This window comes from Streptomyces sp. NPDC004111, assembly GCF_042874215.1.
In the GTDB taxonomy this organism is placed as follows: Bacteria; Actinomycetota; Actinomycetes; order Streptomycetales; family Streptomycetaceae; genus Streptomyces.
The window spans coordinates 451,106-474,496 of sequence record NZ_JBIAMU010000004.1 but is presented as its reverse complement, the minus strand read 5'-3'; the positions used below and the strand labels follow the sequence as shown (position 1 = coordinate 474,496).

General features: G+C 73.7%; 21 protein-coding genes. 8 read left to right on the top strand and 13 right to left on the bottom strand.

The annotated features are described in order from the left end of the window. Positions 1-83: 83 nt before the first annotated feature. The 6 genes from ACFYVL_RS11790 to ACFYVL_RS11765 all read right to left on the bottom strand — a co-directional run bounded on the left by ACFYVL_RS11790 (position 84) and on the right by ACFYVL_RS11765 (position 6,414). Entirely contained in the window at positions 84-1,511 is a 1,428-nt protein-coding gene (locus ACFYVL_RS11790; RefSeq protein ID WP_389243320.1) for a hypothetical protein, read from the bottom strand. A 14-nt stretch (positions 1,512-1,525) separates the two neighbouring features. Further along, complete coding sequence (locus tag ACFYVL_RS11785) at positions 1,526-2,746, bottom strand: hypothetical protein (protein ID WP_389243457.1); 1,221 nt, start codon at positions 2,744-2,746, stop codon at positions 1,526-1,528. A gap of 349 nt (positions 2,747-3,095) precedes the next feature. Beyond that, the gene (locus ACFYVL_RS11780; RefSeq protein ID WP_389243319.1) at positions 3,096-4,058 is read right to left on the bottom strand and encodes a hypothetical protein; all 963 of its coding nucleotides are present in this window, start codon (positions 4,056-4,058) and stop codon (positions 3,096-3,098) included. Positions 4,059-4,079: 21 nt separating this feature from the next. Next, the gene (locus tag ACFYVL_RS11775) at positions 4,080-4,805 is read right to left on the bottom strand and encodes an LPXTG cell wall anchor domain-containing protein (RefSeq protein WP_389243317.1); all 726 of its coding nucleotides are present in this window, start codon (positions 4,803-4,805) and stop codon (positions 4,080-4,082) included. A gap of 361 nt (positions 4,806-5,166) precedes the next feature. After that, positions 5,167-5,901, bottom strand: a complete 735-nt coding sequence (locus ACFYVL_RS11770) for an ATP-binding protein (protein ID WP_389243315.1) — start codon at positions 5,899-5,901, stop codon at positions 5,167-5,169. Positions 5,902-6,045: 144 nt separating this feature from the next. Then, on the bottom strand, positions 6,046-6,414 hold the full coding sequence (locus tag ACFYVL_RS11765; protein ID WP_389243314.1) for an STAS domain-containing protein: 369 nt from the start codon (positions 6,412-6,414) through the stop codon (positions 6,046-6,048). A gap of 340 nt (positions 6,415-6,754) precedes the next feature. Here ACFYVL_RS11765 and ACFYVL_RS11760 point away from each other — a divergent pair, with 340 nt between their 5' ends. Continuing rightward, positions 6,755-7,717: an RNA polymerase sigma factor SigF gene (locus ACFYVL_RS11760; protein WP_389243312.1), complete on the top strand. Its 963-nt coding sequence runs from the start codon at positions 6,755-6,757 to the stop codon at positions 7,715-7,717. A 102-nt stretch (positions 7,718-7,819) separates the two neighbouring features. Here the strand turns inward: ACFYVL_RS11760 and hutI are convergent, their stop codons facing one another. From hutI to hutU, 4 genes are read right to left on the bottom strand one after another with little or no spacing between them, the layout of a single operon-like run. Next, on the bottom strand, positions 7,820-8,989 hold the full coding sequence (gene hutI, locus ACFYVL_RS11755) for an imidazolonepropionase (protein WP_389243310.1): 1,170 nt from the start codon (positions 8,987-8,989) through the stop codon (positions 7,820-7,822). Between the two features lie 56 nt (positions 8,990-9,045). After that, entirely contained in the window at positions 9,046-10,389 is a 1,344-nt protein-coding gene (locus ACFYVL_RS11750) for a formimidoylglutamate deiminase (RefSeq protein WP_389243308.1), read from the bottom strand. Next, positions 10,386-11,576, bottom strand: a complete 1,191-nt coding sequence (locus ACFYVL_RS11745) for an allantoate amidohydrolase (protein WP_389243455.1) — start codon at positions 11,574-11,576, stop codon at positions 10,386-10,388. The genes ACFYVL_RS11750 and ACFYVL_RS11745 overlap by 4 nt, the downstream gene beginning before the upstream one ends. Positions 11,577-11,635: 59 nt before the next feature. Then, a complete protein-coding gene (gene hutU / locus ACFYVL_RS11740) occupies positions 11,636-13,315 on the bottom strand; it encodes a urocanate hydratase (RefSeq protein WP_389243306.1) in 1,680 nt (559 codons plus the stop codon). A 197-nt stretch (positions 13,316-13,512) separates the two neighbouring features. Between hutU and ACFYVL_RS11735 the strand changes: the two genes are divergently transcribed. The 5 genes from ACFYVL_RS11735 to ACFYVL_RS11715 all read left to right on the top strand — a co-directional run bounded on the left by ACFYVL_RS11735 (position 13,513) and on the right by ACFYVL_RS11715 (position 16,303). Further along, positions 13,513-14,100, top strand: coding sequence for a pyridoxamine 5'-phosphate oxidase family protein (locus ACFYVL_RS11735; protein WP_389243305.1), 588 nt, complete (start codon positions 13,513-13,515; stop codon positions 14,098-14,100). A gap of 116 nt (positions 14,101-14,216) precedes the next feature. Next, positions 14,217-14,615 carry a hypothetical protein gene (locus ACFYVL_RS11730; protein ID WP_389243303.1) on the top strand — a complete coding sequence of 133 codons (399 nt, stop codon included), beginning with the start codon at positions 14,217-14,219 and terminating at the stop codon, positions 14,613-14,615. Continuing rightward, positions 14,612-15,379, top strand: a complete 768-nt coding sequence (locus tag ACFYVL_RS11725; protein ID WP_389243301.1) for a transcriptional regulator — start codon at positions 14,612-14,614, stop codon at positions 15,377-15,379. Before ACFYVL_RS11730 ends, ACFYVL_RS11725 begins: the two co-directional genes overlap by 4 nt. Positions 15,380-15,447: 68 nt before the next feature. Beyond that, positions 15,448-15,873: a roadblock/LC7 domain-containing protein gene (locus tag ACFYVL_RS11720; RefSeq protein ID WP_389243453.1), complete on the top strand. Its 426-nt coding sequence runs from the start codon at positions 15,448-15,450 to the stop codon at positions 15,871-15,873. Between the two features lie 58 nt (positions 15,874-15,931). Next, positions 15,932-16,303: a hypothetical protein gene (locus tag ACFYVL_RS11715; protein ID WP_389243299.1), complete on the top strand. Its 372-nt coding sequence runs from the start codon at positions 15,932-15,934 to the stop codon at positions 16,301-16,303. Between the two features lie 69 nt (positions 16,304-16,372). Here ACFYVL_RS11715 and ACFYVL_RS11710 read toward each other — a convergent pair whose 3' ends face one another. Then, positions 16,373-17,242, bottom strand: a complete 870-nt coding sequence (locus ACFYVL_RS11710; protein WP_389243297.1) for a MurR/RpiR family transcriptional regulator — start codon at positions 17,240-17,242, stop codon at positions 16,373-16,375. A 102-nt stretch (positions 17,243-17,344) separates the two neighbouring features. Between ACFYVL_RS11710 and ACFYVL_RS11705 the strand changes: the two genes are divergently transcribed. Beyond that, positions 17,345-18,808, top strand: coding sequence for a purine-cytosine permease family protein (locus ACFYVL_RS11705; protein WP_389243295.1), 1,464 nt, complete (start codon positions 17,345-17,347; stop codon positions 18,806-18,808). 10 nt (positions 18,809-18,818) lie between these two features. Then, positions 18,819-19,265: a hypothetical protein gene (locus ACFYVL_RS11700; protein ID WP_389243293.1), complete on the top strand. Its 447-nt coding sequence runs from the start codon at positions 18,819-18,821 to the stop codon at positions 19,263-19,265. Between the two features lie 320 nt (positions 19,266-19,585). On the opposite strand, the gene ACFYVL_RS11695 is transcribed toward ACFYVL_RS11700, so the two are convergent. Together ACFYVL_RS11695 and ACFYVL_RS11690 are read right to left on the bottom strand one after the other, a co-directional pair. Further along, positions 19,586-21,799: a serine/threonine-protein kinase gene (locus tag ACFYVL_RS11695; RefSeq protein WP_389243291.1), complete on the bottom strand. Its 2,214-nt coding sequence runs from the start codon at positions 21,797-21,799 to the stop codon at positions 19,586-19,588. A gap of 193 nt (positions 21,800-21,992) precedes the next feature. Then, positions 21,993-23,384 (bottom strand): cystathionine beta-synthase, encoded by a 1,392-nt coding sequence (locus tag ACFYVL_RS11690; protein ID WP_389243289.1) that lies wholly within the window; start codon positions 23,382-23,384, stop codon positions 21,993-21,995. Positions 23,385-23,391 lie beyond the last annotated feature (7 nt).

Below are 23,391 nucleotides of genomic sequence, written 5' to 3'. Positions count from 1 at the left end.
GCTCGTAGCTCGTAGTTTGTACGGAGGGCCGTCGCACCGGATTCGGTGCGGCGGCCCTTTGCCGTTCCGCGCGCCGGTACGGGTTACCGGTCGCCGCGCAGCCGCCGCCACGGCGTGAAGGTGAAGACGGCGCCGCCGAGAAGGATGACGGTGCCGGCGACCAGGGCGAGCGCCTGGAGGCCGCCGTTGTCGTCGGCGCCGGTGTCGGCGAGGTCACCGCCCGCCGCGCCGCCGGAGCCGCCGGAACCGCTGCCGTTGCCACCGGTGCCCGAGTCGCCGCTGCCCGAGTCGCCGCTGCCGCCGCTCGCGCCGCCCGGCTGGGCCGCCGTGTCGAGTTCGAGGGAGACGGGGGCCGCGCCCTTGACCGTGCAGGGGATGGAGATCTTCTGGCCGCCGAGGGTGACGTCGATGGTCAGGGTGCCGGGGGCGAGGGTCGCCTTGCCGCTGGCGCCGGGCTTGTAGGTGCCGGTCATGTCGGGGAGGTCGACCGGCTTGCCCTGCTCCAGGGGTTCCTTGTTGCCGGGGCCCGTCACGGTGGCGGAGCCCTTGTCGGCACCGCCGAGGGTGAGCTGCATGGACGGCTTCAGGGCGCCGGCCGGGAGAGCGGCGGGGCTGTTCATGACGCCCTTGGCCGTGACGACCGTGAGGGCGTAGCTGCCGCCGTCCTTCTTGGCGTTGACGGTGATCTTCGTCTTGATGCCCGCCGGGCCCGGGGACTTGCAGGCGTACTCGACCGCGACCTCCTTGCCGGGGAAGTCGGTCTTGCCGTCACCGCCGCCGGTGCTCCCGCCGGAGTCCGAGCCGCCCGAGCCGCCCGAGTCGGAGCCGCCGGACGCCGCGCCGCCGGAGTCGGAGCCGCCCGTGGCGGCGCCCCCGGTGTTCGACCCTCCTGTGTTCGACCCGCCCGTGTTCGAGCCCCCGGTGTCGGTGCCGCCGGACGCCGCGCCGCCGGTGCCGCCCGATGTCGTACCGCCGGTTCCGCCGCCGTCCGTGACCTTGATCGTCGCGGCGGCCTTCACCTCCTCCTTGGGCGTGCACTTGGTGTCGGTGGACAGCGGCTTGCTGACGTTGATGTTGTACGCGCCGGGGGTGAGCGTGATCTCGCCCGCCTTCTCCAGCTTGAGCTTGCCCTTCATGTCGGGGAGCAGCATGGGGCTGTTCTTCGGGATGGGCGGGTTCTGCCGCGGGCCCTCCATCTTCAGCTCGCCGGTGGCGGCGCCGCCGATCTTGACGGTGCCGGTCGGTTTGACGGTGTCCTTGTCGAGGTCGAGCACGTCCGGGTTCTTGGACGCGGCCTCGACCGTCTTCAGGACCACCTCGATCTCGTCGCCGACCTTCGCGGTGGCGGGCGCGGTCAGCGACACCTTGGTGGTGCCCTGGACGGCGGGGAGACCGGAGATGGGCGGCGGTATGCACTCCGTCTTGTACGCGACCTCGGCGGCCTGCGCGGGCGAGGCGCCCAGCAGGATTCCCGCACCTGTGAGCATCAGCGCGATCCCTGCCGCGCCCATCCTCCGTTGCGTGTTCACGAATTGCCTCTCGACGTAGGGGGGTTGGTGTTCTCGTGCGGTTCCGGTGCGGAAACCTGTGCGTGCGGTGAGGGCGGGTCGTACGGCGCCGGCGGCGGCTGCGGCCCGCGCCGCGCGGGCGGGTCCTTGTGCGGGAAGGCCGGGGGCGCCGGGGCGGGCGGGGGCGCGGGCGTGCTGTCGGGGGTGAACCAGGGCAGCGGCAGCACCGCGGTCGGCGCCTCGGCCTCGGCCTCGGACAGCGCGGGGCCGGGCCGCCCCTGCCCGGCCGTCGGCGGCCCTTCGGGACCCTGCGGCTGTTCCCGCGGCCGTACGGTGCGGTGGCGGGCCGACTGCCGGGGCGTGCGGCCGGGACCGGTGGGCGCGGGGCGGCCCCGTACCGGCAGCGCATCGGGACGCACCCGGTCCACCACCGCCATGCCGATCCGGAAGATCCCCGCCGGGACCACGATGCCCAGCAGCACCCAGAACAGGACCACGCCCCACGGCCGGTCCACGCCCCAGGGCTGGGCGGCGAGCACCTTGGTCCCGTACTTCACCGAGACCAGGTAGTCGCCGTGCGCGCCCGCCGGGAGCTGGACGTCGAGCGCGACCTCGGCCTGTTTGCCGGGAGCGAGGGTGCCGCGCCACTGGCGTTCCTCCCAGACCGGGGCGAACACCCCGTGGGAGGTGCCCACTTGGAAGAGCGGATCGGTGACCGGGGCCGAGCCGAGGTTGCCGAGCTGGAGGACGACCCGGCGGGTCTGCGGGGCGCCGAACCAGGTCAGCAGCGTGCCGGAGCCTTCGAGCCGCACCGTGCGGTCGGTGACCGCGAGCCGGCCCGCGTTCGGGGCGGGCGCGGGCAACGGCGCGACCGGATGGCCCGCCACCTTGAACTCGGCGTCCACCGAGGCCTGTTGGCCGGTGACGGTCGCGACGTGCACGACGCAGGGGCACGGCTTGGGCGGCTCGGCGACCGCGAGTTTGCGGCTGAACGCGCCCTTGGCGTCGGTGGTGACGGCCCGGCCGTCCGCGTTGGCGCAGGAGTTGGTGCCGCCGAGGACGCCGGTGGCGGGTGAGGACTCGCCGCAGATCAGCAGCATCAACAGAGCGCCGGAGCGCCAGCCGCTGCCCTTGACGGTGATCTCGCCCCCCTTGCCCGCCTCGCCCTGGGAGAGGGTGACAACGGGCTTGGCGAGCACCCCGGGAGCGGCCCCCGGCACAAACCCGGACACGGCCACCGCACGAGGCGCGTCCGCCCCGGAGACCGCCCCGGCGGACGCGGCCCCCGACCGGGCTCCGGACGCGCCCGGCACAGCCACCGGGACCACCCCGGACACACCCGCCGCACCGCGCACACCAGCCCCGGAGACCGGCACGACCGAAGCGAATCCCCGCACACCCGCCCCGGCCCCGGGCACCGCGGACGCGGGCCCCGGCAGGGCCCCCGGCGCGGCTTCCGCCGCGGCCCCCGGAAGCGCCGACGCCCCCGGCACCGCCGACGACACCCCCGCTCCCGGGACCGCCAGCGCCGCCGACGCCCCGCCCCCCGCCAGCAGCACGGCCGCCAGGACCGTCGCGAACCTTCGGCTAGCCCTCATCCGGTGCACCCTCCTCGCCGCCCCTCCTGCGTCGTACGATCCACAGCGCCCCGCCCGCCCCGGCGAGCAGCAGCGCCACTCCCCCGCCGAACGCAACCCCCGGGGCCACGAAGTGCGCCGTGGCCGACGCCTCCTCGTGGATGCCGCCGCCCGCGGTGACCGTGAGCCGGGCCTCCGCCCGGTCGAGGGCGGGGGCGCCGCCGTCGGACCAGGGCGCGGCGAGTTCGACGCGGCGGCCGGGGGCCAGCTCTCCGGCCGCGCGTTCCTCCTGGCGCAGCAGCCGGCCGAAGAAGCCGTCCGCGCGGACCGCGACGCGCGGGGCGAGGGTCGTGTTGCCCCGGTTGACGAGGGCGTACCGGACCCCGTCGTCGCCGATCTCCACGTCCTCCACCGAGAGGGCGGCCAGCGTCGGCCCGCTGACCCGCAGCTGTACGGGGGTGCGCTGCTCGCGGCCGTCCTCGGCCGAGGCGACGATCGCCCCGGGGTGGTCGCCCGGCTGCGCGCTCGCCGGGACGGTCACCGTGAACGGGACGTCCGCGCGGGTGCGCGGCGGCACCTTCACGCGTGCCGCCGCCAGCGCGATCCACGCGCCCTCCGCGTCCTCGGTGCGCAGCTGCACGGTGCGCGGCTCGCGGCCGGGGTTGGTGACGGACAGCTTGTCGGCGAAGACCGTGCCGGGGGCGCCCTGGAGGTAGAAGTACGGGCGGCCCTCCCGGTCGGGCCGGGTGCCACCGCCGGACGCCGGGCCGGCCGTCCACGGGTCCACGGCCAGGGCGGCGGGCACGGGTCCGGCGGCGTACAGCAGCAGTGCCCCCAGGAGGCCCGCCGCGGCACGGAGCCGGAGCCTGCGCACCCGGGGCCGGCGGCCGGGACGCAGGTGCGGATGCGGGTGGGGGTGGGGGTGGGGGTGGGGGTGGGGGTGCTGCTGCGGGCGGGGGCGGAGGCGGTGCACGCGCATCGGTGTCCGGCCGGGTCAGCCCGCGGACCGCTGGGTCTGCCCGGTGCGCTGGTTGCGCCTGGTCAGCCAGAGCACCCCGGCCGCCCCGGACAGCAGGACGGTGCCGCCGAGGGCGCCGAGCGCGGCTGCGGAGTCGAGCGGTCCGGTCTTCGGGAGCTCGCCGCTGCCGGCCGGTCCGCTCTGCGACGTACCGCCGGAGCCGTCCGAGCCGCCGTCCCCGCCGCCGGAGCCGCCGGAGCCCTTGACGTCGAGTTCCAGTGACGGCTTCGGGCTGTTGGAGGGGGTGCAGGTGGTGGTCGTGCCCAGCGCCTTGATGGTGAGGACGGAGGCGGTGAAGGTGACCTTGCCGCTCTTCTTCGGGGTGTAGGTGCCCGAGAGGTCGCTGATCTTGATGGGGGTGTTGGCGGGTATCGCCTCGGAGTTGGCGGGGCCCGCGACCGCGACCGTGCCGCCGTCGGCGCCGCCGACCTTGATGACCGCGCTGGGCTTCATCGCGCCCTTGCCGAGTTCGACGGGGCTGGAGGAGACGCCCTTCTGGAAGGACATGGTGAGGGTGTAGCCGCTGCCGCCCTTGACCGCCTTGATGTCGATCGGGGAGACCGCGCCCTTGTTTCCGATCGGGGTCTTGCACTGGTAGTTGACGTCGACGACGTCGGCCTGGGCGGCGGGGGCGGCGATCAGCACCACCGAGCCCGCAACCGCCGCCGCCAGTGCGAGAGTTGTCCGCTTCTGGTACGACACCTTGTGATCCCCTCGTGCGCCGGAGCGCCGCCGGGGCAACGGGACCGGTCCGGCCGGCCAAGTTACTGACGACGCATCAGATTGGGCGCTCAAGGTACGCCGGGGACCTTGGGAGGGGAAGACAAAGAGCACGCCGTATCGGCGTGCTCTCCCACAACAGCTCTGACGTTCGGCCGCCGGGCGGGGACGGTCACCGCCCCGGCGCGGACACGGCCGACGGCTCGGAGCGGGCCCGGTGCGGACACGGCCGACGGCTCGGAGCGGGCCCGGTGCGGACACGGCCGACGGCTCGGAGCCGCCCCGGCGCGGACATGGCCGGCGCCACGGGGCGGGCCCGGCGCGGGCCCGTACGGCACCGCCCCTACGCGGGCGCGGCCAGCTCCGCCCAGACCGTCTTGCCCTCGTCCCCTTCGCCGCTCTCCGGCGTCCGCAGCACTCCCCAGTCCAGGCAGAGCCGCTGCACGATGAACATGCCGTGCCCACCGGGCCGGCCCGCCCGGTGCGGGGTGCGCGGCGCCGGTTCGCCGCCGCTGCGGTCGGTGACCTCCAGCCGCAGCACCTTGCCGTCGCAGGCGACGCGCAGGCTGTCCGGGCCCTGGGCGTGCAGGCACGCGTTGGTCACCAGCTCGGAGACGACCAGCAGGACGTCCTCGGCGGCGGCCCGCCGGTCGGCGGTGGACGCGGGCAGCCAGCCCCAGTCGTACAGCGCCTGACGCGTGAAGTCCCGGGCGAGCGGAACGATGCCGCTGGCGCCGTTCAGCGTGAGGGAACGCACCCGGCCGGCCGCCTCGGCGGCCGCGAAGGCGGCGTCCTCCGTCGCCGCGCCCTCGGCAGCGGCGGTCTCCCCCACCGTGGGCACGTCACCCCCGGGGGCTCCGCCGCCCGCGATGGGAGCGCTACCACCCGCGGCGGGCAGGTCGCCGGCCACGGCGGAGACGTCGCCGCCCACCGCGGTCGCGTCCGCGCCCAGGGGCGGCGCGGTACGGGTCTGGGGCACCGCGGACGCCGACACGGACGCGTCGGAGGCGGAGGCGGACGTGATGCCGTCCGGCTCAGGGCCGAGGTCGCCCGGCGGATGCTGCCGGGTGGTGCTCATCAGCGCTTCACCTCACCGATTCACCAAGTCGTCGTTTGCAGGGTCTTTGGATCCTCCTGCCCGACCGAACGGTGAGAACACCCACCATTCGATGCGGACCGCGCCGCACGGCTGTGCGTGGGGCGCCGGACGGGAGGTAAGAGGTCAGTCCCGGAGGGCGGATTCGAGCGAGTCGTGGACGGTGAAGACCGCCTCCGCCCCGGTGATCTCGAAGACCCTGGCCACCACGGGCTGCATGCCCACCAGATGCACCGAACCGCCGGCCGCCTCCGCCTTCAGGCGGGCGCCGAGCAGCACGTTCAGCCCGGTGGAGTCACAGAATTCGAGCAGCGAGCAGTCGATCACCAGGCGTGTCCGGCCCTGGTCGAGGGCCTGCTCAAGAGGCTCCCTGAGCAATTCGGCCGTGTGGTGATCGAGCTCACCGGCGGGCCTCACGATCTCGTTGTGGCCCTCGGCCCGCACTTCGACGTGAAGCCGGCCCCGGTTCGCGCTGCCGACCGTGCCGCGGTCCATGCCCGTCCCTTTTCGCCGTCGTGTTTCCGTGTACGCGTCTGCTGCCGGCCACCTCGCGGCAGCCGCCCCCGCCCGCACCCAGGGGTGCGCGAAGGCTGCGGGGAATCCCCTCGACAGCAGCAGAAGACTACGCCTTCTTCACACCCACGGGTAGCCGAACAACGCCCTGAACTGGCCTTATTCGGACATAAGGCACTTGCACGTCTGTGCGGCGAGCGGGTAGGGCTAGTAGAGACACATCCGACCACCGCCCGCCCACCACCGGCTTTGGAGGCGCCGCTTCACCGCAGGAACACGTATCGGCTTCGGCAGCCATATGCCGAGAACGATGGAGGAGACCATGTCACCCCGGCTCGACGAAACGCGTACTCACCACAAACAGGACGCGGCGTCGACACCCCCGCCCGAGCAGATCGAGAACGGAACCGGCGTCGCAGGGCTCGTGCCCCGGCAGAGCGCGGCCGCCCCGCAGACGGAGCAGCCGGAGCGGCCCGAGGGCCTCGCCGACCTCCCCGAGATTCCGCCGTACGACGAGGTGGGGCCGCTGGATGCCAGGGCCCTGTCGAAGACGCTCTTCGCGCGCCTCGAATCCCTCGAAGAGGGAACGCACGAGCACGCGTACGTCCGCAACACCCTGGTCGAGCTGAACCTCGCCCTGGTCAAGTTCGCGGCCTCCCGGTTCCGCACCCGCAGCGAACCGATGGAGGACATCATCCAGGTCGGCACGATCGGCCTGATCAAGGCCATCGACCGGTTCGAGCTGAGCCGCGGCGTGGAGTTCCCCACCTTCGCGATGCCGACCATCATCGGCGAGATCAAGCGCTTCTTCCGCGACACCTCGTGGTCGGTGCGCGTCCCGCGCCGCCTCCAGGAACTCCGCCTGGACCTGGCGAAGGCCGGTGACGAACTGGCCCAGCAGCTGGACCGCTCCCCGACCGTCGCGGAGCTGGCCGAGCGCCTGGACATCAGCAAGGAAGAAGTCGTCGAGGGGATGGCGGCGAGCAACGCGTACACCGCCAGCTCGCTGGACGCCCAGCCGGAGGAGGACGACTCCGAGGGCGCGCTGGCCGACCGGATCGGCTACGAGGACCACGGCATCGAGGGCATCGAGTACGTCGAGTCCCTCAAGCCGCTGATCGCCTCGCTGCCCACGCGCGACCGCCAGATCCTCTCGCTGCGCTTCGTGGCCAACATGACGCAGTCGGAGATCGGCGACGAGCTGGGCATCTCCCAGATGCACGTCTCGCGGCTGCTGTCGCGCACGCTGGTCAAGCTCCGCAAGGGACTGACCGTCGAGGAGTGACTCCCCTGCCACCGCGCAGGTGAGCTGTACGTGAAGGGCTGCCCCAGGCCGTATCCGGGGCAGTCCTTCACTGTGTTGTACGGGCTCCGCCTACCCAGCGCCTCACCCGGTACGCACACCGCCGCGCCAGACTTCCCGCACCAGCGGCACACCGGGCCGGTAGGCGAGGTGGACGTGGCTGGGGGCGTCCAGCAGGGCGAGGTCGGCGCGGGCGCCGGGCGCGATACGTCCGACGTCCGTGCGGCGCAGGGCCTGCGCGCCGCCCGCGGTGGCCGCCCACACCGCCTCGTCGGGCGTCATCCCCATGTCGCGCACGGCGAGCGCGATGCAGAACGGCATCGAGGACGTGAACGAGGACCCCGGGTTGCAGTCCGTGGAGAGCGCGACGGTCGCCCCGGCGTCCAGCAGCCGCCGGGCGTCCGGCCACTGGGCCCGGGTGGAGAACTCCGCGCCCGGCAGCAGGGTCGCCACGGTGGAGCTGTGCGCGAGGGCGTCGACGTCGGCGTCCGTGAGGTGGGTGCAGTGGTCGGCGGACGCGGCGTCCAGTTCCACGGCGAGCTGGACGCCGGGGCCGTAGGAGAGCTGGTTGGCGTGGATGCGCGGGTGCAGGCCCTTGGCCATGCCCGCGGTGAGGATCGCCCGCGCCTGGTCGCCGTCGAACGCGCCCTTCTCGCAGAACACGTCGATCCAGCGGGCGTACGGGGCGCACGCGTCGAGCATCTCGCCGGTGACGAGGTCGACGTAGCCGGCCGGGTCGTCGGCGTAGTCCGGGGACACGATGTGGGCGCCGAGGTAGGTGACCTCGTCGGTGTGCTCGGCGGCGATGCGCAGGGCGCGGGCCTCGTCCTCGACGGTCAGCCCGTACCCGGACTTGGTCTCCAGGGTGGTGGTGCCCTGCCGCAGGGCCTCGGCGAGGTAGCGGGCCACGTTGTCGCCGAGGGTGCGGTCGTCGGCGGCGCGGGTGGCGGCGACGGTGGTGCGGATGCCGCCCGCCTTGTACGGCTGACCGGACATCCGGGCGTTGAACTCGGCGGTGCGGTCGCCGGCGAAGACGAGGTGCGAGTGGGAGTCGACGAAGCCGGGGAGGGCGGCGCGGCCGTGGGCGTCGTGGACGGTGTCGGCGGCGGGCGCCCCGGCGGCGGGTCCGACCCAGGCGATCCGGTCGCCCTCGATGACGACGGCGGCGTCCTCGATCAGCCCGAGGGGGCCTTGGCCGAGGGAGGGGTCGTTGGTGACGAGGGTGGAGAGGTGGGTGAGAAGAGTGGTGCTCATGGGGCCTCCGGGTGGGGCGTAGGGGTGGCTGTCCGGGGTGCGGCGACGGGTCCGGGCTAGGACCTCAGAGCGGTCACCGCCTCGGCCAGTGCCCCGCCCACGTCCGCGATCGCCCCGTGCACGCCGTCCCGGACGATCTCCCGGCCTCCGACCACCACGTGCCGCACGTCCACGGCGGACGCCGCGAAGACCGCCGTCTCGGCGCCCAGTATCGGCACCGCGCCGGCCGTGCGGACCGAGTCCAGGGCGAGGGTCGCGAAGTCCGCGAGCGAGCCGGGCTCGATGGTCCCGGCGTCCGGCCGCCCGAGCGCCGCGTGCCCGTCGGCGGAGGCGGCCCGCAGCAGGGCCGCCGCCGTCCAGTGCCCCCGGGTCCGGGTCCGCAGCCGCTCGTTGAGCTCCATCGCCCGCGCCTCCTCGAAGAGGTCGATCACGGCGTGGCTGTCGCTGCCCAGCGAGAGCGGGGAACCGGCGCGCTGCAGGGCCACGGCGGGGCCGATGCCGTCGGCCAGGTCCCGTTCCGTGGTGGGGCACATGCACGTGCCGGTGCCCGACTCGCCGAGCAGCGCGATGTCCTCGGGGGTGAGGTGGGTGTTGTGGACGCCGGTGGTGCCCGGTCCCAGCACCCCGTGGTCCGCGAGGAGCCGGGTGGGGGTGCGGCCGTGCGCGGCCAGGCACGCGTCGTTCTCGGCCGTCTGCTCGGAGAGGTGCACGTGCAGCGGTGCCTGCCGGTCCTGGGCCCACTTGGCGACCGTGGACAGCTCGTCCGCGGGCACCGCGCGCACCGAGTGGATCGCCGCGCCGTGGATCACCTGCGCGGAGTCCGTGAGGCCGGAGGAGACGCGGGTGGCCCAGTCCTCCGCCGTGCCGTCCGAGAAGCGCAGCTGGTGCGCGTTGGGCGGTTCGCCGAAGCCGGAGGACAGGTACGCGGTGTCCAGCAGGGTGAGCCGGACGCCCGCGTCGGACGCCGCCGCGACGAGCGCCTCGCCCATCGCGTTGGGGTTGTCGTAGGGCCTGCCGCCCGGCGCGTGGTGCACGTAGTGGAACTCGCCGACCGCGGTGATCCCGGCCAGCGCCATCTCGCCGTACACCGCCCGCGCGAGTGCGTGGTAGGTGTCCGGGGTGAGCCGGGAGGCCACCGCGTACATGACCTCGCGCCAGGTCCAGAAGGTGCCGGAGCCGACCTGGACCGTGGAGCGCAGGGCCCGGTGGAAGGCGTGCGAGTGGGCGTTGGCCAGGCCCGGGAGGGTGAGGCCGCGCAGTGCGACGGCGCCCGGGGGCGGGGCCGGGACCTCCTTGCGCACGGCGGTGATCCGGCCGTCCGCCACGTCGACCGCCACCCCCGGCTCGACGTGCGGGTCGAGCCAGGCGTGTTCCATCCAGTACGTCGTCGTACCTGTCATGCGCAGGCGAGCCCTTCCGTGACGTCGGCGAGCGCGCGCACCCCGGCCACGCAGTCGTCCTCGGCTGCGTACTCCGCCGGGGAGTGCGAGACACCGGTGGGGTTGCGTACGAACAGCATGGCGGTCGGGACGGAGGCGGAGAGGATTCCCGCGTCGTGTCCCGCGCCGGTGCCGAGCACCGGGACACCGGTGCCCAGGACACGGGCCAGCTCGTCGCGCAGGGCGTGCTCGAACTCGACGACCGGGGTGAAGGACTCCCGTACGACCTTGAGGTCGATCCCGGCGCGGGAGGCGGCCTCCTGGGCCGCGTTCTCGATGCCCGCGATCACCTGGTCCAGGGTCTCCTGGTCGGCGGCGCGCGAGTCGAGCCAGCCCCGGACCAGGGAGGGGATCGCGTTGACGCCGTTCGGCTCGACGGAGATCTTGCCGAAGGTGGCGACCGCGCCCGCGAGTGCGGCCTCCCGGCGGGCGGCCAGCACGGTCTCGGCGTACGTGAGCATGGGGTCGCGGCGGTCGGCCAGGCGGGTGGTGCCCGCGTGGTTGGCCTCGCCGTGGAAGTCGTACCGCCAGCGGCCGTGCGGCCAGATCGCCGAGGCGAGGCCGACCGGGTCGCCGGTGAGGTCGAGTGCCCGGCCCTGCTCGACGTGGAGTTCGACGAACGCGCCGATGCGGGCGAGCCGCTCGGGGTCGGGCCCGATGGCGGCCGGGTCGTAACCGGCCGCCTCCATCGCCTGCGGCAGCGAGATGCCGTCGCCGTCGCGCAGCTCGTACGCCTTCTCGGGGGTGAGCTGTCCGGCGGCCAGGCGCGAGCCCACGCAGGCCAGCCCGAACCGGGCGCCCTCCTCGTCGCCGAAGTTGGTGATGGCCAGCGGTCTGGTGAACTCCGCTCCCCGGTGGCGGAGTTCGTCGAGCGCGGCGAAGGAGGAGACGACGCCGAGGGGGCCGTCGAAGGCGCCGCCGTCGGGCACCGAGTCGAGGTGCGAGCCGATGACGACGGCGTCCCCGGCGAGCGGGTCGCCCTGCCAGGCCCACTGGTTGCCGTTGCGGTCCACCTCGTACGTCAGGCCCCGGGACTCGGCCTGGGCACGGAACCAGGCGCGGCAGTCGGCGTCCGCGCCGGTCCAGGCGTAGCGGCGGTAGCCGCCCGAGCCGGCGTCGCGGCCGATCGGCAGCAGGTCGGCCCACATGGTGTGGAAGCTGTCGCCGCCGGGGGCTCCCTGAGCCCCCGGCGCGGAGGTCTCGTCGCTCACGCGTCGGCGCCCTTGCCGCTGTCGCCCTCGCGCATGGGGACGCGGACGCCCTGCGCCTCGGCGGTGGCCTCCGCCTCCTCGTAACCGGCGTCGACGTGCCGGATGACGCCCATGCCGGGGTCGTTGGTGAGGACGCGGCGGATCTTCTCGCCCGCGAGCCTGGTGCCGTCGGCCACCGAGACCTGTCCGGCGTGGATGGAGCGGCCCATGCCGACGCCGCCGCCGTGGTGGATGGACACCCAGGAGGCGCCGGAGGCGACGTTGACCATGGCGTTGAGGAGCGGCCAGTCGGCGATGGCGTCGGAGCCGTCGCGCATGGCCTCGGTCTCGCGGTACGGGGAGGCCACCGAGCCGCAGTCGAGGTGGTCGCGGCCGATGGCCAGCGGGGCGGCCAGCGTGCCGTCGGCGACCAGGTTGTTGAAGAGCTCGCCCGCCTTGTCGCGCTCGCCCTGGCCCAGCCAGCAGATGCGGGCGGGGAGGCCCTGGAAGTGGACGCGCTCGCCGGCCATCTTGATCCAGCGGTGCAGGGACTCGTTCTCCGGGAAGAGCTTGAGCAGCTCGCGGTCCGTCTTGTGGATGTCGGACGCCTCGCCGGACAGCGCGGCCCAGCGGAAGGGGCCCTTGCCCTCGCAGAACAGCGGGCGGATGTAGGCGGGGACGAAGCCGGGGAAGTCGAAGGCGCGGGAGTAGCCCGCGAGCTGGGCCTCGCCGCGGATGGAGTTGCCGTAGTCGAAGACCTCGGCGCCCGCGTCCATGAAGCCGACCATGGCCTCGACGTGCCGGGCCATGGACTCGCGGGCGCGGGTGGTGAAGCCGGCCGGGTCCTTGGCCGCCGCGTCCGCCATGTCGTCGAAGGCGATGCCGACGGGGAGGTAGGCGAGCGGGTCGTGGGCGGAGGTCTGGTCGGTGACGATGTCGATGGGGGCGCCCTCGGCGAGCAGCCGCGGCAGCAGTTCGGCGGCGTTGCCCAGGAGGCCGATGGAGAGCGGCTTGCGCTGGTCGCGGGCCTCGACGGCGAGGGCGAGCGCGTGCTCCGGGCTGTCGGCCCGCACGTCCAGGTAGCGGTGCTCGATACGGCGCTCGATGGCCCGCGGGTCGACGTCGACGCAGATCGCGACGCCGTCGTTCATGGTGACGGCGAGCGGCTGGGCGCCGCCCATGCCGCCGAGTCCGGCGGTGAGGGTGATGGTCCCGGCGAGGGTGCCGCCGAACTTCTTCGCGGCGACGGCGGCGAAGGTCTCGTAGGTGCCCTGGAGGATGCCCTGGGTGCCGATGTAGATCCAGGACCCGGCGGTCATCTGGCCGTACATGGTGAGGCCGAGCTGCTCCAGGCGGCGGAACTCCTCCCAGTTCGCCCAGTCGCCGACCAGGTTGGAGTTGGCGATCAGCACGCGCGGGGCCCACTCGTGGGTCTGCATCACGCCGACCGGGCGGCCGGACTGGACGAGCATCGTCTCGTCCTGCTTGAGGGTCTTCAGGGTGCGCACCATGGCGTCGAAGGAGCGCCAGTCGCGGGCCGCCTTGCCGGTGCCGCCGTAGACGACGAGCTTGTCGGGGTGCTCGGCGACCTCGGGGTCGAGGTTGTTCTGGAGCATGCGCAGGGCGGCCTCCTGCTGCCATCCCAGGGCGCTGAGCTCCGTACCGCGCGGGGCTCGTACGGGTCGGGGTCCTGACATGGGGTGCCTCCTGGGGGCGCGACCGTTGATTTGTTATTCACATCCTGGCGATGTGAATAGTTCCAGTCAACACCTGTGGCGCGGTCGCGCGCCGCCCGCTCCCCGGCCGGAGGCGGATCCGGCACCGATGAATTCCGGGCCGCCCCGGGGTCTGTACGTACGTACAGCGGTCACCGACGAGCGGAAGGCACGCCTCCATGACGGACACCGACAACGCCACCGACACCAGCACCGGCCCCACCACGGGCGACGGCCCCGGCGGCATCCGGCCCACCAGCACGACCCTCGGCACCGACTACAGCGAGGAGAAGGCGGTCGCGGCGCCCTGGGCGAAGGCCGAGGAGATCCTGCGGACGGCCGAGCTGTTCTGGATCTCGACGGTGCGCGGCGACGGCCGGCCGCACGTGACGCCGCTGCCCGCCGTGTGGCGGGACGGGAAACTGCACTTCTGCACCGGCCCCGGCGAGCGCAAGGCACTGAACCTCGCCGCGAACCCGCACACCGTGCTGACCACCGGCAACAACAGGTGGAAGGAGGGCTTCGACCTCGTCTACGAGGGCACGGCGGTACGGGTTGCGGACGACGCCCGGCTGCGCGTGCTCGCCGACGCGTGGGAGACGAAGTACGGCTCCGACTGGCACTTCGAGGTGGCCGACGGGCACTTCGGGCACGGGCCGGGGCGCGCGGTGGTCTTCGAGGTGGCCCCGCGCACGGTCTTCGGCTTCGGCAAGGGCACGCCCTTCAGCCAGACCCGCTGGCGCTTCGGGTCCCGTCGGCAAGGCTAGCCACCTTCACAGGTCCTCCGTCGGAATATGCCAGAACTCCCTTGATACGTAAGCAGGTTGCGTAGCGTCTCGGCCATCGGGCAACCCCGGTGAGGCCCGGGAGAAGGGAGTTCTGCGTGTCCGGAATCGACGCATGTCTGGTCGAAGCGATGGAGTTGCCCGGTGCACGCGGGGCGGCCGTCGTCGACTGGACCAGCGGGCTCGCGCTGGGCACGGCCGGGGAGGCCCCGGGCGGCGACGGCGAGACCGCGGCGGCGGAGTCCGCGGAGCTGGCCCGGATGGCCGCCGAGCACGGCACCTTCGCCCCCGGCCCGATGCGCCGCGAGGACGGCAAGGGGCTCCCGGTGGAGGACGTCATCATCACCACCCGCACCGACTACCACCTGCTGCGCTACGTGGAGACGTCCTTCGACAGCAGCGTCTTCCTGCACCTCTGGCTCAGCCGCGACGAAGGCAACCTCGCCCTGGCCCGGCTGCGCCTCGCCGACCTCGCCGAACGGCTGGTACTCGGATGACCACCGCACTGGAGGCACCCCCTCCGCTCTCCCCCATGCTGGTCCGGCTCGCCGAGGAGCGCGCCACCGGAGCGCTGCTGCGCGACCACGGCACCCTCTACCTCGCCGAGGGCCAGGTGGTGCACGCCGAGAGCCCGGCCGCCCCCGGCCTGGAGGTGCTGCTCACCAAGCGGCTGCCCCGCGAGGGCTGGCAGGAGGCCTTCGACCGGGCCGGGCCCTGCGGGCGGGTGGGCCGCTTCCTGGTGGACAGCGGCCGGCTCGCCGACGGCGAACTGGAACTCGCCCATCTGGGCGCCCTGTTCGACGCCGCGTTCTTCGCGCTGGCGCCGGGCAGCGGCCCGACCCGGTTCCGGCACGGCGTGGCGCACTGGATGGGTCCGGTGCGGCCGGTGTCGGCGACGGTGGTGGCCCGCGAGTGCCAGCGGCGCCGGGAGCTGCTCGACGAGCTGTGGCCCTACCCGGAGACCGACAACTCCCCCGTCGTGCGCGGCGATCCGTCCGTGCACGTCACCCGCCGCCAGCAGGACGTGCTCGACCTCGCGGACGGGGTGCGCACCCCCGCCGACATAGCGCGGGAGCTGGGCAGACCGGGTTTCCACACCCTGATCGACGTACGCCGCCTCGCCGCGGCCGGAGCGGTGACGACACCGCGCGAGACCCCCGAGCCCGTCCCCGTCGCCATGCCCCCGTGGATCGGGCAGGTGACCGAGGACCCGGACGTCGCCCTGCTGCGCCGGCTCCGCAACGCCCTGGAGGCACTGTGAGACGCGCTCTGCGCACCCGCACCGTCCGTGCCGCCATCGAGAAGCAGCGCACGGAGAGGAGGGCCGCCGTGCCGCAGCCGAGGCCCCCGGACCCCGAGGTGCTGGAGGAGCTGCGGCGGCTGAGGGCCAGGCTCCCCCAGCTGACCGGGATCGTCGCCGCCAGTGTCGACGGGCTCGTCCTCGCCGAGGACGCCGGACCCGTCGAGGCGGAGGGCGTCGCCGCGCTGACCGCCGCCGCGCTCGGCGTCTCGGTGCGGCTGGCCGAGGCGACCGGTCAGGGCGGCTTCCGGGAACTGCTCGTCCGGGGCGAGGAGGGGTACGTCGCCACGTACGCCGCGGGCGCCTCGGCCGTACTCACCCTGCTCGCCGAGCCCCGTATCAACGTGGGCCGGCTCCATCTCGAAGCGCGGCGGGCGGGGGTGAGGATCGGCGAGCTCGTCGACCGCAGGGACCACGACCGTGACAGCAACAGCCCGGCCACAGCGACCAGTTGAGCAACAGCCACTGGTCCGCCCGGGTCCGAACCCGAAACAGAAGGAAGTGCGACCACTCATGCCCAACACCGAAGCGGCTCTCAAGGACGCGATGACCATCGAGGGCACCATTGGTGTCGCCCTCGTCGACTACACCAGCGGAATGGCGCTGGGCACCGCCGGCGGCAACAAGCAGCTCGACCTGACGGTCGCGGCGGCCGGAAACACCGACGTGGTGCGCGCCAAGGTCCGCACCATGGAACACCTCGGACTGAACGAGGACATCGAGGACATCCTGATCACCCTGAACACCCAGTACCACCTGATCCGCCTGCTGAAGGGCCGCGGCACCAACGGGCTCTTCCTCTACCTGGCGCTCGACAAGGACCGCGCGAACCTGGCGATGGCCCGCCACCAACTCCGGCGCATCGAGGCCGAGCTGGACGTCTGAGACGCCATCCGGGGCGGGGGCGCACTCCCCGGCACGGCGCCCCCGCCCACCCCCTTCGCTCCTACTCCACTACTCCACGAAGAGCCCGCGCAGCCCGGCCCGTACGTCGAACTCCTCCAGCCGCGCCTGCGCGTCCGGCAGCCCGTCGCACATCGCCTCCAGCAGCACCCGCCCCAGCAGCATCGGCGCGCACGCCGTGTCGAAGGCGAGCCCGGTGCCGACCGCGGCCGGAATCAGCAGGTCGCTGTGGGCGGCGACCGGGGCGAACGCGGAGTCCGCGACCGTGATCACGGTCAGCCCCTGCTCGCGCGCGTACGCCAGGGCGTCCACCACCTCGCGCGGATGGCGCGGCAGCGCGAAGCACAGCAGCACCCCGGCGCCGGCCCGGCGGGCCGCGTCGATCCGGTCGGCGAGCATCGAGCCGCCCTCGTCGAGCAGCCGTACGTCCGGGTGCACCTTCGCCGCGAAGTAGGCGAAGCCGCGCGCCTGCGAGGACGCGGCCCGCAGCCCGAGCACCGGCAGCACCGGCGAGGAGGCGAGCAGCGCGCCCGCCCGCTCGACCGGCGCCGGGTCGGCCAGCAGCTCGGCCAGGTGCCGCAGGTTCTCCATCTCGCCGAGGACCGCCTGCTGGTACTCGTTGTACGAGGCCGCCGCGCCCGCCGTACCGTCCGCGGGCGCCACCTCGCGCAGGTGCTTGCGCAGCGCCGGGTACCCGTCGAAGCCGAGCGCGACCGCGAAGCGGGTCACCGACGGCTGACTGACCCCCGCGAGCTCGGCCAGCTCCACGCTGGACAGGAACGGCACGTCCGCCGCCCTGCGCACCATGCTGTGCGCGATCCGCCGCTGGGTCGGAGTGAGCCGCCGCCCCTCGAAGAGCTGCTGAAGCCGCGCGGCGGCGGATCCCGCGCCCGCTTCGCCGCCCCTGCCCGTATCGCCCACAACCGACTCCGCATCCATGTTTTCCAGCCGACCCATTGACATCTATTCAGTCACACAGAACCCTGCATGACCATATACAGACCGCGTGGGAGGGACCTGCACATGCCTCGATCCGCCAAGGACTCCCTGGTCGAACGCCGCTCCATCGACGTGGTCCCGGACTCCGAGCGCCACGGCCGGCCCTTCTCCCAGTTCACCCTGTGGCTCGGCGCGAACCTCCAGATCACCGCCGTCGTCACCGGGGCGCTCGCCGTCGTCTTCGGCGGCGGCCCGCTCTGGTCGATCATCGGTCTCCTCCTCGGCAACGTCCTGGGCGGCGCCGTCATGGCCCTGCACTCCGCACAGGGCCCGAAGCTCGGGCTGCCCCAGATGATCCAGTCCCGCGCCCAGTTCGGCGTCAAGGGGGCGGTCGTCCCGCTCCTGCTGGTCATCCTGATGTACGTCGGCTTCTTCGCGAGCGGCAGCGTGCTCGCGGGCCAGGCGGTCGGCGAGCTGACCCACCTCGGCGACACCACCGGCATCATCGTCTTCGCCGCGGTCACCGCCGTCATGGCGGCCGTCGGCTACCGGGCGATCCACGCGCTCGGCCGGATCGCGGGCGTGATCTGCGCCCTGGCCTTCGTCTACCTCGGCGTCCGGCTGCTCGACAGCATCGACCTCGGCGCGGTGCTCTCCTCCGACACCCGCTTCGACCTGCCGATGTTCCTGCTGGCCGTCTCCCTGTCGGCGTCCTGGCAGCTCGCCTTCGGCCCGTACGTCGCCGACTACTCCCGCTACCTGCCGCGCACCACCTCCGGCCGGGCCACCTTCTGGTGGACGCTGGCCGGGTCCGGGATCGGCTCGCAGTGGTCGATGACCTTCGGCGTGCTGGTGGCGGCGACCTCCGGCGGCGCGTTCATGAAGAGCCAGGTGTCGTACGTGGTGGGCCTCGGCGGGGCCGGGCTCGTCGCCTCCTTCCTCTACTTCGTGATCGCGCTCGGCAAGCTGACCATCAACGTGCTGAACACCTACGGCGGCTTCATGTCGATGGTGACCGGCATCAGCGGCTTCCGGGGGCAGCGGACGCTGTCGCCGCGCGCCAGGTCCGCGTACATCGCCGGGATCATGGTCGCGGGCACGGCGGTGGCGCTCCTGGGCAAGGACAGCTTCCTGACCTCGTTCAAGGACTTCCTGCTCTTCCTGCTGACCTTCTTCACCCCGTGGTCGGCGATCAACCTGGTGGACTACTACCTGATCTCCCGCGAGCGCTACGACATCGACGCCCTGTCCGACCCCCGGGGCCGGTACGGGGCCTGGCGGCCGGACGCGCTGTCGGTGTACGTGCTCGGCGTCCTCGTCCAACTCCCCTTCCTGGTCACGCACTTCTACACGGGCCCGCTGGTCGCCCCGCTGGGCGGCGCGGACATCTCCTGGATCGTCGGCCTGGCCGTACCGGCCCTGCTGTACTGGCTGCTGGCACGGCGGAACACCGCGCACCTGCCGCAGGGCGCCAGCGGCGCTTGCGGGGGTAACCCGCAGCCGGATACGGGGGCTGCCCCCAATGCCAAGGGCGTGCGGGCTCCGTAACGTCGGAGGCATGGACGCATCAGGCCGTGCTCGCGATCCCGAGCTGAAGAAGGACCTGGACGCCACCGTGCACGCCCGGAGGGAACTCGGGGCGGACTACGAGGCGGCCCTGGTCGAGTCGTTCCTGGAGAAGGTCGAGCAGCGCCTCGACTCCGCGGTCGACCGCCGGGTCCGCCGGCAGCTGGCCGAACAGCAGATGGTCGTCGCCCGGGGCGACACCCGGCCCGCGGCGCCCGCGTCGGGGGACGGCGGCTTCGGGGAGCGGTTCGGCTTCGCGATCATCTCGCTGATCCTGGCCATCCCGCTGTCCGCCATCGCGGTGGTCAACGCGGGCCTGGCGGGCCTGCTGATCAGCTGGGTGGGCATCCTCGGCGTCAACGCGGTGCACGCGGCGAAGGGCTGGCCCTGGTCGGCCGGCCACCGCGACCGCGCGAAGACCTCGGAGTGGGACCTCTGAGACACCCGCCGCCCGCGGCACCCCCACCGACCCGGGTGGTGCCGCCGACGGTGCGGGCCTGACGCGGGGACCGCCGCACCCCCGGCTGCCAGCCCAGGGGGCGGGACAACGACGGTCCCCGCGTACGACACGGTCCGGGTCAGGGCCGGTCACCGTGTCACGGGCGCCCGCGGAACCCCGGGAGCCGCTCCGGTGGTCCGTGACGCCGACGAGGACCACTGTGCCCGCGCAGTGTTAAGGGCGTGCTGCGACGACATGTCGCACTCGTACCGTTCACGCGAAGCCCCGCCCACCGGGGCCGGACCGGCGCCGCTTCGGGCTCAGCTCCGGGTGTAGGTACGCGCGCTGCCGCCGTCCGCGTAGCTGCGGACCAGGGTGCTCCCGGACACCCGCAGCGTGGAGGCGCTACCCGTGTCGCACTCCCCCGAGGACGCGGCCCCGTCGACCACCGCGGGCCCGATCTCGGCCGAACCCCCGGACGCCGTGAAGAGGTTGGCGTGCGACACGCACCGCTTTCCGGGCGACTCGGCGACCAGGGTCACCGCCCGTCCGCCGGGGGCCGCCCGGTCCACCGTGACCTTCTGCGTGCCGCCCGAGCCCAGCTTGCGCTCCCACCGGCCGATCAGGGCCGCCGGTATCCGCTCGCTGCCCGCGGCCACCCGGCGCAGCACGGCAGTGCGGTCGATGCCCTTCCAGTGCAGGGTGCCGTCCGGGGCCAGGGTCAGCGTCTGCCCCTTGATGATCGAGCAGCGCGAGCCCGACGCGCCGGAGGCGAAGCTGCCCAGGAGGTTCAGGGCGCCGTCCTCGACCGAGGTGAGCCTGCCGCTGGTGGTGCACTCGTAGCCGGAGTCGAGGCTGGTGGAGCGCATCACGCTCTGTCCGACGGACCCGGCGGTGACGGTGAACCGGCGCTGCTGGCCGATCGGCCGGCCGTTGCGCAGGGTGCTGCCGATCCAGGTGCCGACGTACCCCTGGGGCACGGTGGCCGCAGCGGTGCCGCCCGCCTTGCCGTTCCCGTCGCCGCCCTTGGTGGGGTGCGCGCCGGGCCGCGCGCTTTCCGGGCCGGTGGTCGCGGACGGCTTGCCCCGTCCGCCGGTGCCCGGGGTCCCCTCGGGCAGCGGCACCGCGCCGCCGCCCGGTGCGGACGCTCCGGGGGAGCCCGCCGGCCGCTGGGCGCCGGGCCGTGCGGCGCCCCGGTCGTCCTGGTCGCCCTTGAGCAGGGGGACGGCCACCGCGACGCCCACGGCCAGTACCCCGGCCACGGCCGCCGCCGCGACGAGCGCGCCGCGCCGGGTGCGTGCGCCGGTCCGGGGCCCGGACGCGGTGGCCCCGCCGGGACCGGACCGCACGCCCTCCGCCGGCGTACCCCCGTGGAACCCGCCGGGTGCGGCTCCGCCCGCGGCCGGCGGACCGCCGTACGGCGTCCCCGCGGGCGCCGGGCCCGCCCGCACCGCACCGAACTCCCCGAGGGGAGCTGCCACTTGGCCGCCGGGCGGCGCCCCGGGGTGCGGCCCGCCGGCCCCCAGCCGCATCGTCCCCGGCGCACCCGTGTGCCCGTCCGGCACCGGAGGTGCGGGCGGCCCGGCGGGCGGCCGGTGCTCCGGGCCCGGCTCGGGTTCCGGGTCCACGTCCAGCAGCCGTACCGCCCGCTGCCCCAGCTCCGCGATCAGCCCGGACGGCAGCCACGGCGAGACGGCCGCACCGTCCGCGGCCCCGGCCGCCGCCTCCGCCAGTTCCCGCGGGGTCGGCCGCTCCCGGGGGTCCTTCGCGCAGCACGCCATGATCAGCGGGTGCAGTGCCTTGGGGGCGTCGGACAGGTCGGGCTCGTGCGCCGTGATGCGGAACAGCACCGCGTGGATGCCGCCAGAGCCGCCCCCGTCGCCGAACGGCAGCCGTCCGGTGGCCGCGTAGGAGAGCACCGTGCCCAGCGCGAACACGTCGCTCGCCGGGGTCAGCGCCTCGTCGCGGATCTGCTCGGGCGACATGCAGCCGGGCGATCCGACCACGACTCCGGTGCTGGTCAGCCCGGTTGCCGCGAGCGTGGCGCCGGCGAGGCCCTTGGCGATGCCGAAGTCGATGACCCGGGGGCCCTCGATGGTGACCAGGACGTTGGCGGGCTTGAGGTCGCGGTGGATCAGTCCGGCGGCGTGGATGTCGGACAGGGCGTGGCCGAGGCCGCGGGCCAGGGTGCGCACCGAGTGCTCGGGCAGCGGGCCGTGCCCGGTGATCACGTCGGCGAGCGAGGGGCCCGCGATGTACCCGGTGGCCACCCAGGGCACCTCGGTGTCGCAGTCGGCGTCCAGGACGGGGGCCGTCCAGTCGCCGCCGACCCGGCGGGCCGCGTCGACCTCCTGCCGGAAGCGTTCGCGGAAGGCGCCCTGGGCGGCGAGTTCGGCCCGGATGAGTTTGACGGCGACGGTACGGCCGGTGGCGGACCTGGCCAGGTAGACCCGGCCCATGCCGCCCTCGCCCAGTCTGCCCAGCAGCCGGTAGCCACCGATGGTGCGCGGGTCCCCGTCCCCCAGCCTGTCCACGTCGCGGCCCCTTCCCCCGTGGTGCTTCCGTGCTCCCGGCCCGCGCAGCCCCCGCGCGGGCCGCCGCGCGGCCCGGTGTGCACGGCCGGACGCACGGCAGGCCCGAATCGTACCGTGGGGCCCAGGCCAACGCCTGGGCCCCAACGGCCGCTCCGGGCCCGTGCACGGCCTCTGCGGGAACCCCGGGAGGGGGTCAGCCCCTGGCGAGGAACGCCAGCAGGTCCTGGCGGCTCACCACGCCGGTCGGCTTGCCCTCGACCAGCACGATCGCGGCGGCCGCACCGCCCTTGCCGCCGAGGACGCCCATCAGGTCCTCGACCGGCTCGCCCGAGCCGACCTGCGGCAGCGGGGCGGACATGTGCTTCTCCAGCGGGTCGCCGAGCGAGGCGCGCTGGGCGAACAGGGCGTCGAGCAGCTCGCGCTCCACGACCGAGCCGATCACCTCGGCGGCCATCACGTCCGGGTGTCCGGCGCCCGGCTTCACGATCGGCATCTGCGAGACGCCGTACTCGCGCAGCACCTCGATGGCCTCGCCGACGGTCTCCTCGGGGTGCATGTGCACCAGGTGGGGCATGGTGCCGCCCTCCTTGTACCGCAGCACGTCGTGGACCCGCGCCGAGGGGCCCGCGTCCTCCAGGAAGCCGTAGTCGGCCATCCACTCGTCGTTGAAGATCTTGCTCATGTAGCCCCGGCCGCTGTCGGGGAGCAGGACGACCACCACGTCGTCCGGACCGAGCCGCTCGGCCACCCGCAGCGCGCCGACGACCGCCATGCCGCAGGAGCCGCCGACCAGCAGGCCCTCCTCCTTGGCGAGGCGGCGGGTCATCTGGAAGGAGTCCTTGTCGGAGACCGCGACGATCTCGTCCGTGACGCTCTTGTCGTACGCGGTCGGCCAGAAGTCCTCACCGACGCCCTCGACGAGGTACGGGCGGCCCGAGCCGCCGGAGTAGACCGAGCCCTCGGGGTCCGCGCCGACGACGGTGACCTTGCCGCCGCTGATCTCCTTGAGGTAGCGGCCGGTGCCGGAGATGGTGCCTCCGGTGCCGACGCCCGCGACGAAGTGGGTGATCCGGCCCTCCGTCTGCTCCCAGAGCTCGGGGCCGGTGGTCTCGTAGTGCGAGCGCGGGTTGTTCGGGTTGCTGTACTGGTCGGGCTTCCAGGCGCCGGGCGTCTCGCGCACCAGCCGGTCGGAGACGTTGTAGTAGGAGTCCGGGTGCTCGGGGTCGACGGCGGTCGGGCAGACCACGACCTCGGCGCCGTACGCCCGCAGCACGTTGATCTTGTCGAGCGACACCTTGTCGGGGCAGACGAAGATGCACTTGTAGCCCTTCTGCTGGGCCACGATCGCGAGCCCGACGCCGGTGTTGCCGGAGGTCGGCTCGACGATGGTGCCGCCGGGCTGCAGGGCGCCGCTCTGCTCGGCGGCCTCGATCATGCGGACGGCGATCCGGTCCTTCACGGACCCGCCCGGGTTGAAATATTCGACCTTCGCCAGGACTGTCGCCTGAATGCCTGCGGTCACTCTGTTCAGCTTCACCAGCGGGGTGTTGCCTACGAGGCTGATCATCGAGTCGTGAAATCGCACGTCTTCT

Excerpts from the sequence above, each read along its gene's own strand:
- ACFYVL_RS11700 (WP_389243293.1), top strand. The coding sequence starts at position 18,819 with ATGGACGCATCAGGCCGTGCTCGCGATCCCGAGCTGAAGAAGGACCTG.
- ACFYVL_RS11765 (WP_389243314.1), bottom strand. The coding sequence starts at position 6,414 with ATGGACCGCGGCACGGTCGGCAGCGCGAACCGGGGCCGGCTTCACGTC.
- ACFYVL_RS11735 (WP_389243305.1), top strand. The coding sequence starts at position 13,513 with ATGACGGACACCGACAACGCCACCGACACCAGCACCGGCCCCACCACG.
- ACFYVL_RS11725 (WP_389243301.1), top strand. The coding sequence starts at position 14,612 with ATGACCACCGCACTGGAGGCACCCCCTCCGCTCTCCCCCATGCTGGTC.
- hutI (WP_389243310.1), bottom strand. The coding sequence starts at position 8,989 with ATGAGCACCACTCTTCTCACCCACCTCTCCACCCTCGTCACCAACGAC.
- ACFYVL_RS11760 (WP_389243312.1), top strand. The coding sequence starts at position 6,755 with ATGTCACCCCGGCTCGACGAAACGCGTACTCACCACAAACAGGACGCG.
- ACFYVL_RS11705 (WP_389243295.1), top strand. The coding sequence starts at position 17,345 with ATGCCTCGATCCGCCAAGGACTCCCTGGTCGAACGCCGCTCCATCGAC.
- ACFYVL_RS11750 (WP_389243308.1), bottom strand. The coding sequence starts at position 10,389 with ATGACAGGTACGACGACGTACTGGATGGAACACGCCTGGCTCGACCCG.
- hutU (WP_389243306.1), bottom strand. The coding sequence starts at position 13,315 with ATGTCAGGACCCCGACCCGTACGAGCCCCGCGCGGTACGGAGCTCAGC.
- ACFYVL_RS11745 (WP_389243455.1), bottom strand. The coding sequence starts at position 11,576 with ATGTGGGCCGACCTGCTGCCGATCGGCCGCGACGCCGGCTCGGGCGGC.
- ACFYVL_RS11715 (WP_389243299.1), top strand. The coding sequence starts at position 15,932 with ATGCCCAACACCGAAGCGGCTCTCAAGGACGCGATGACCATCGAGGGC.
- ACFYVL_RS11790 (WP_389243320.1), bottom strand. The coding sequence starts at position 1,511 with ATGGGCGCGGCAGGGATCGCGCTGATGCTCACAGGTGCGGGAATCCTG.
- ACFYVL_RS11770 (WP_389243315.1), bottom strand. The coding sequence starts at position 5,901 with ATGAGCACCACCCGGCAGCATCCGCCGGGCGACCTCGGCCCTGAGCCG.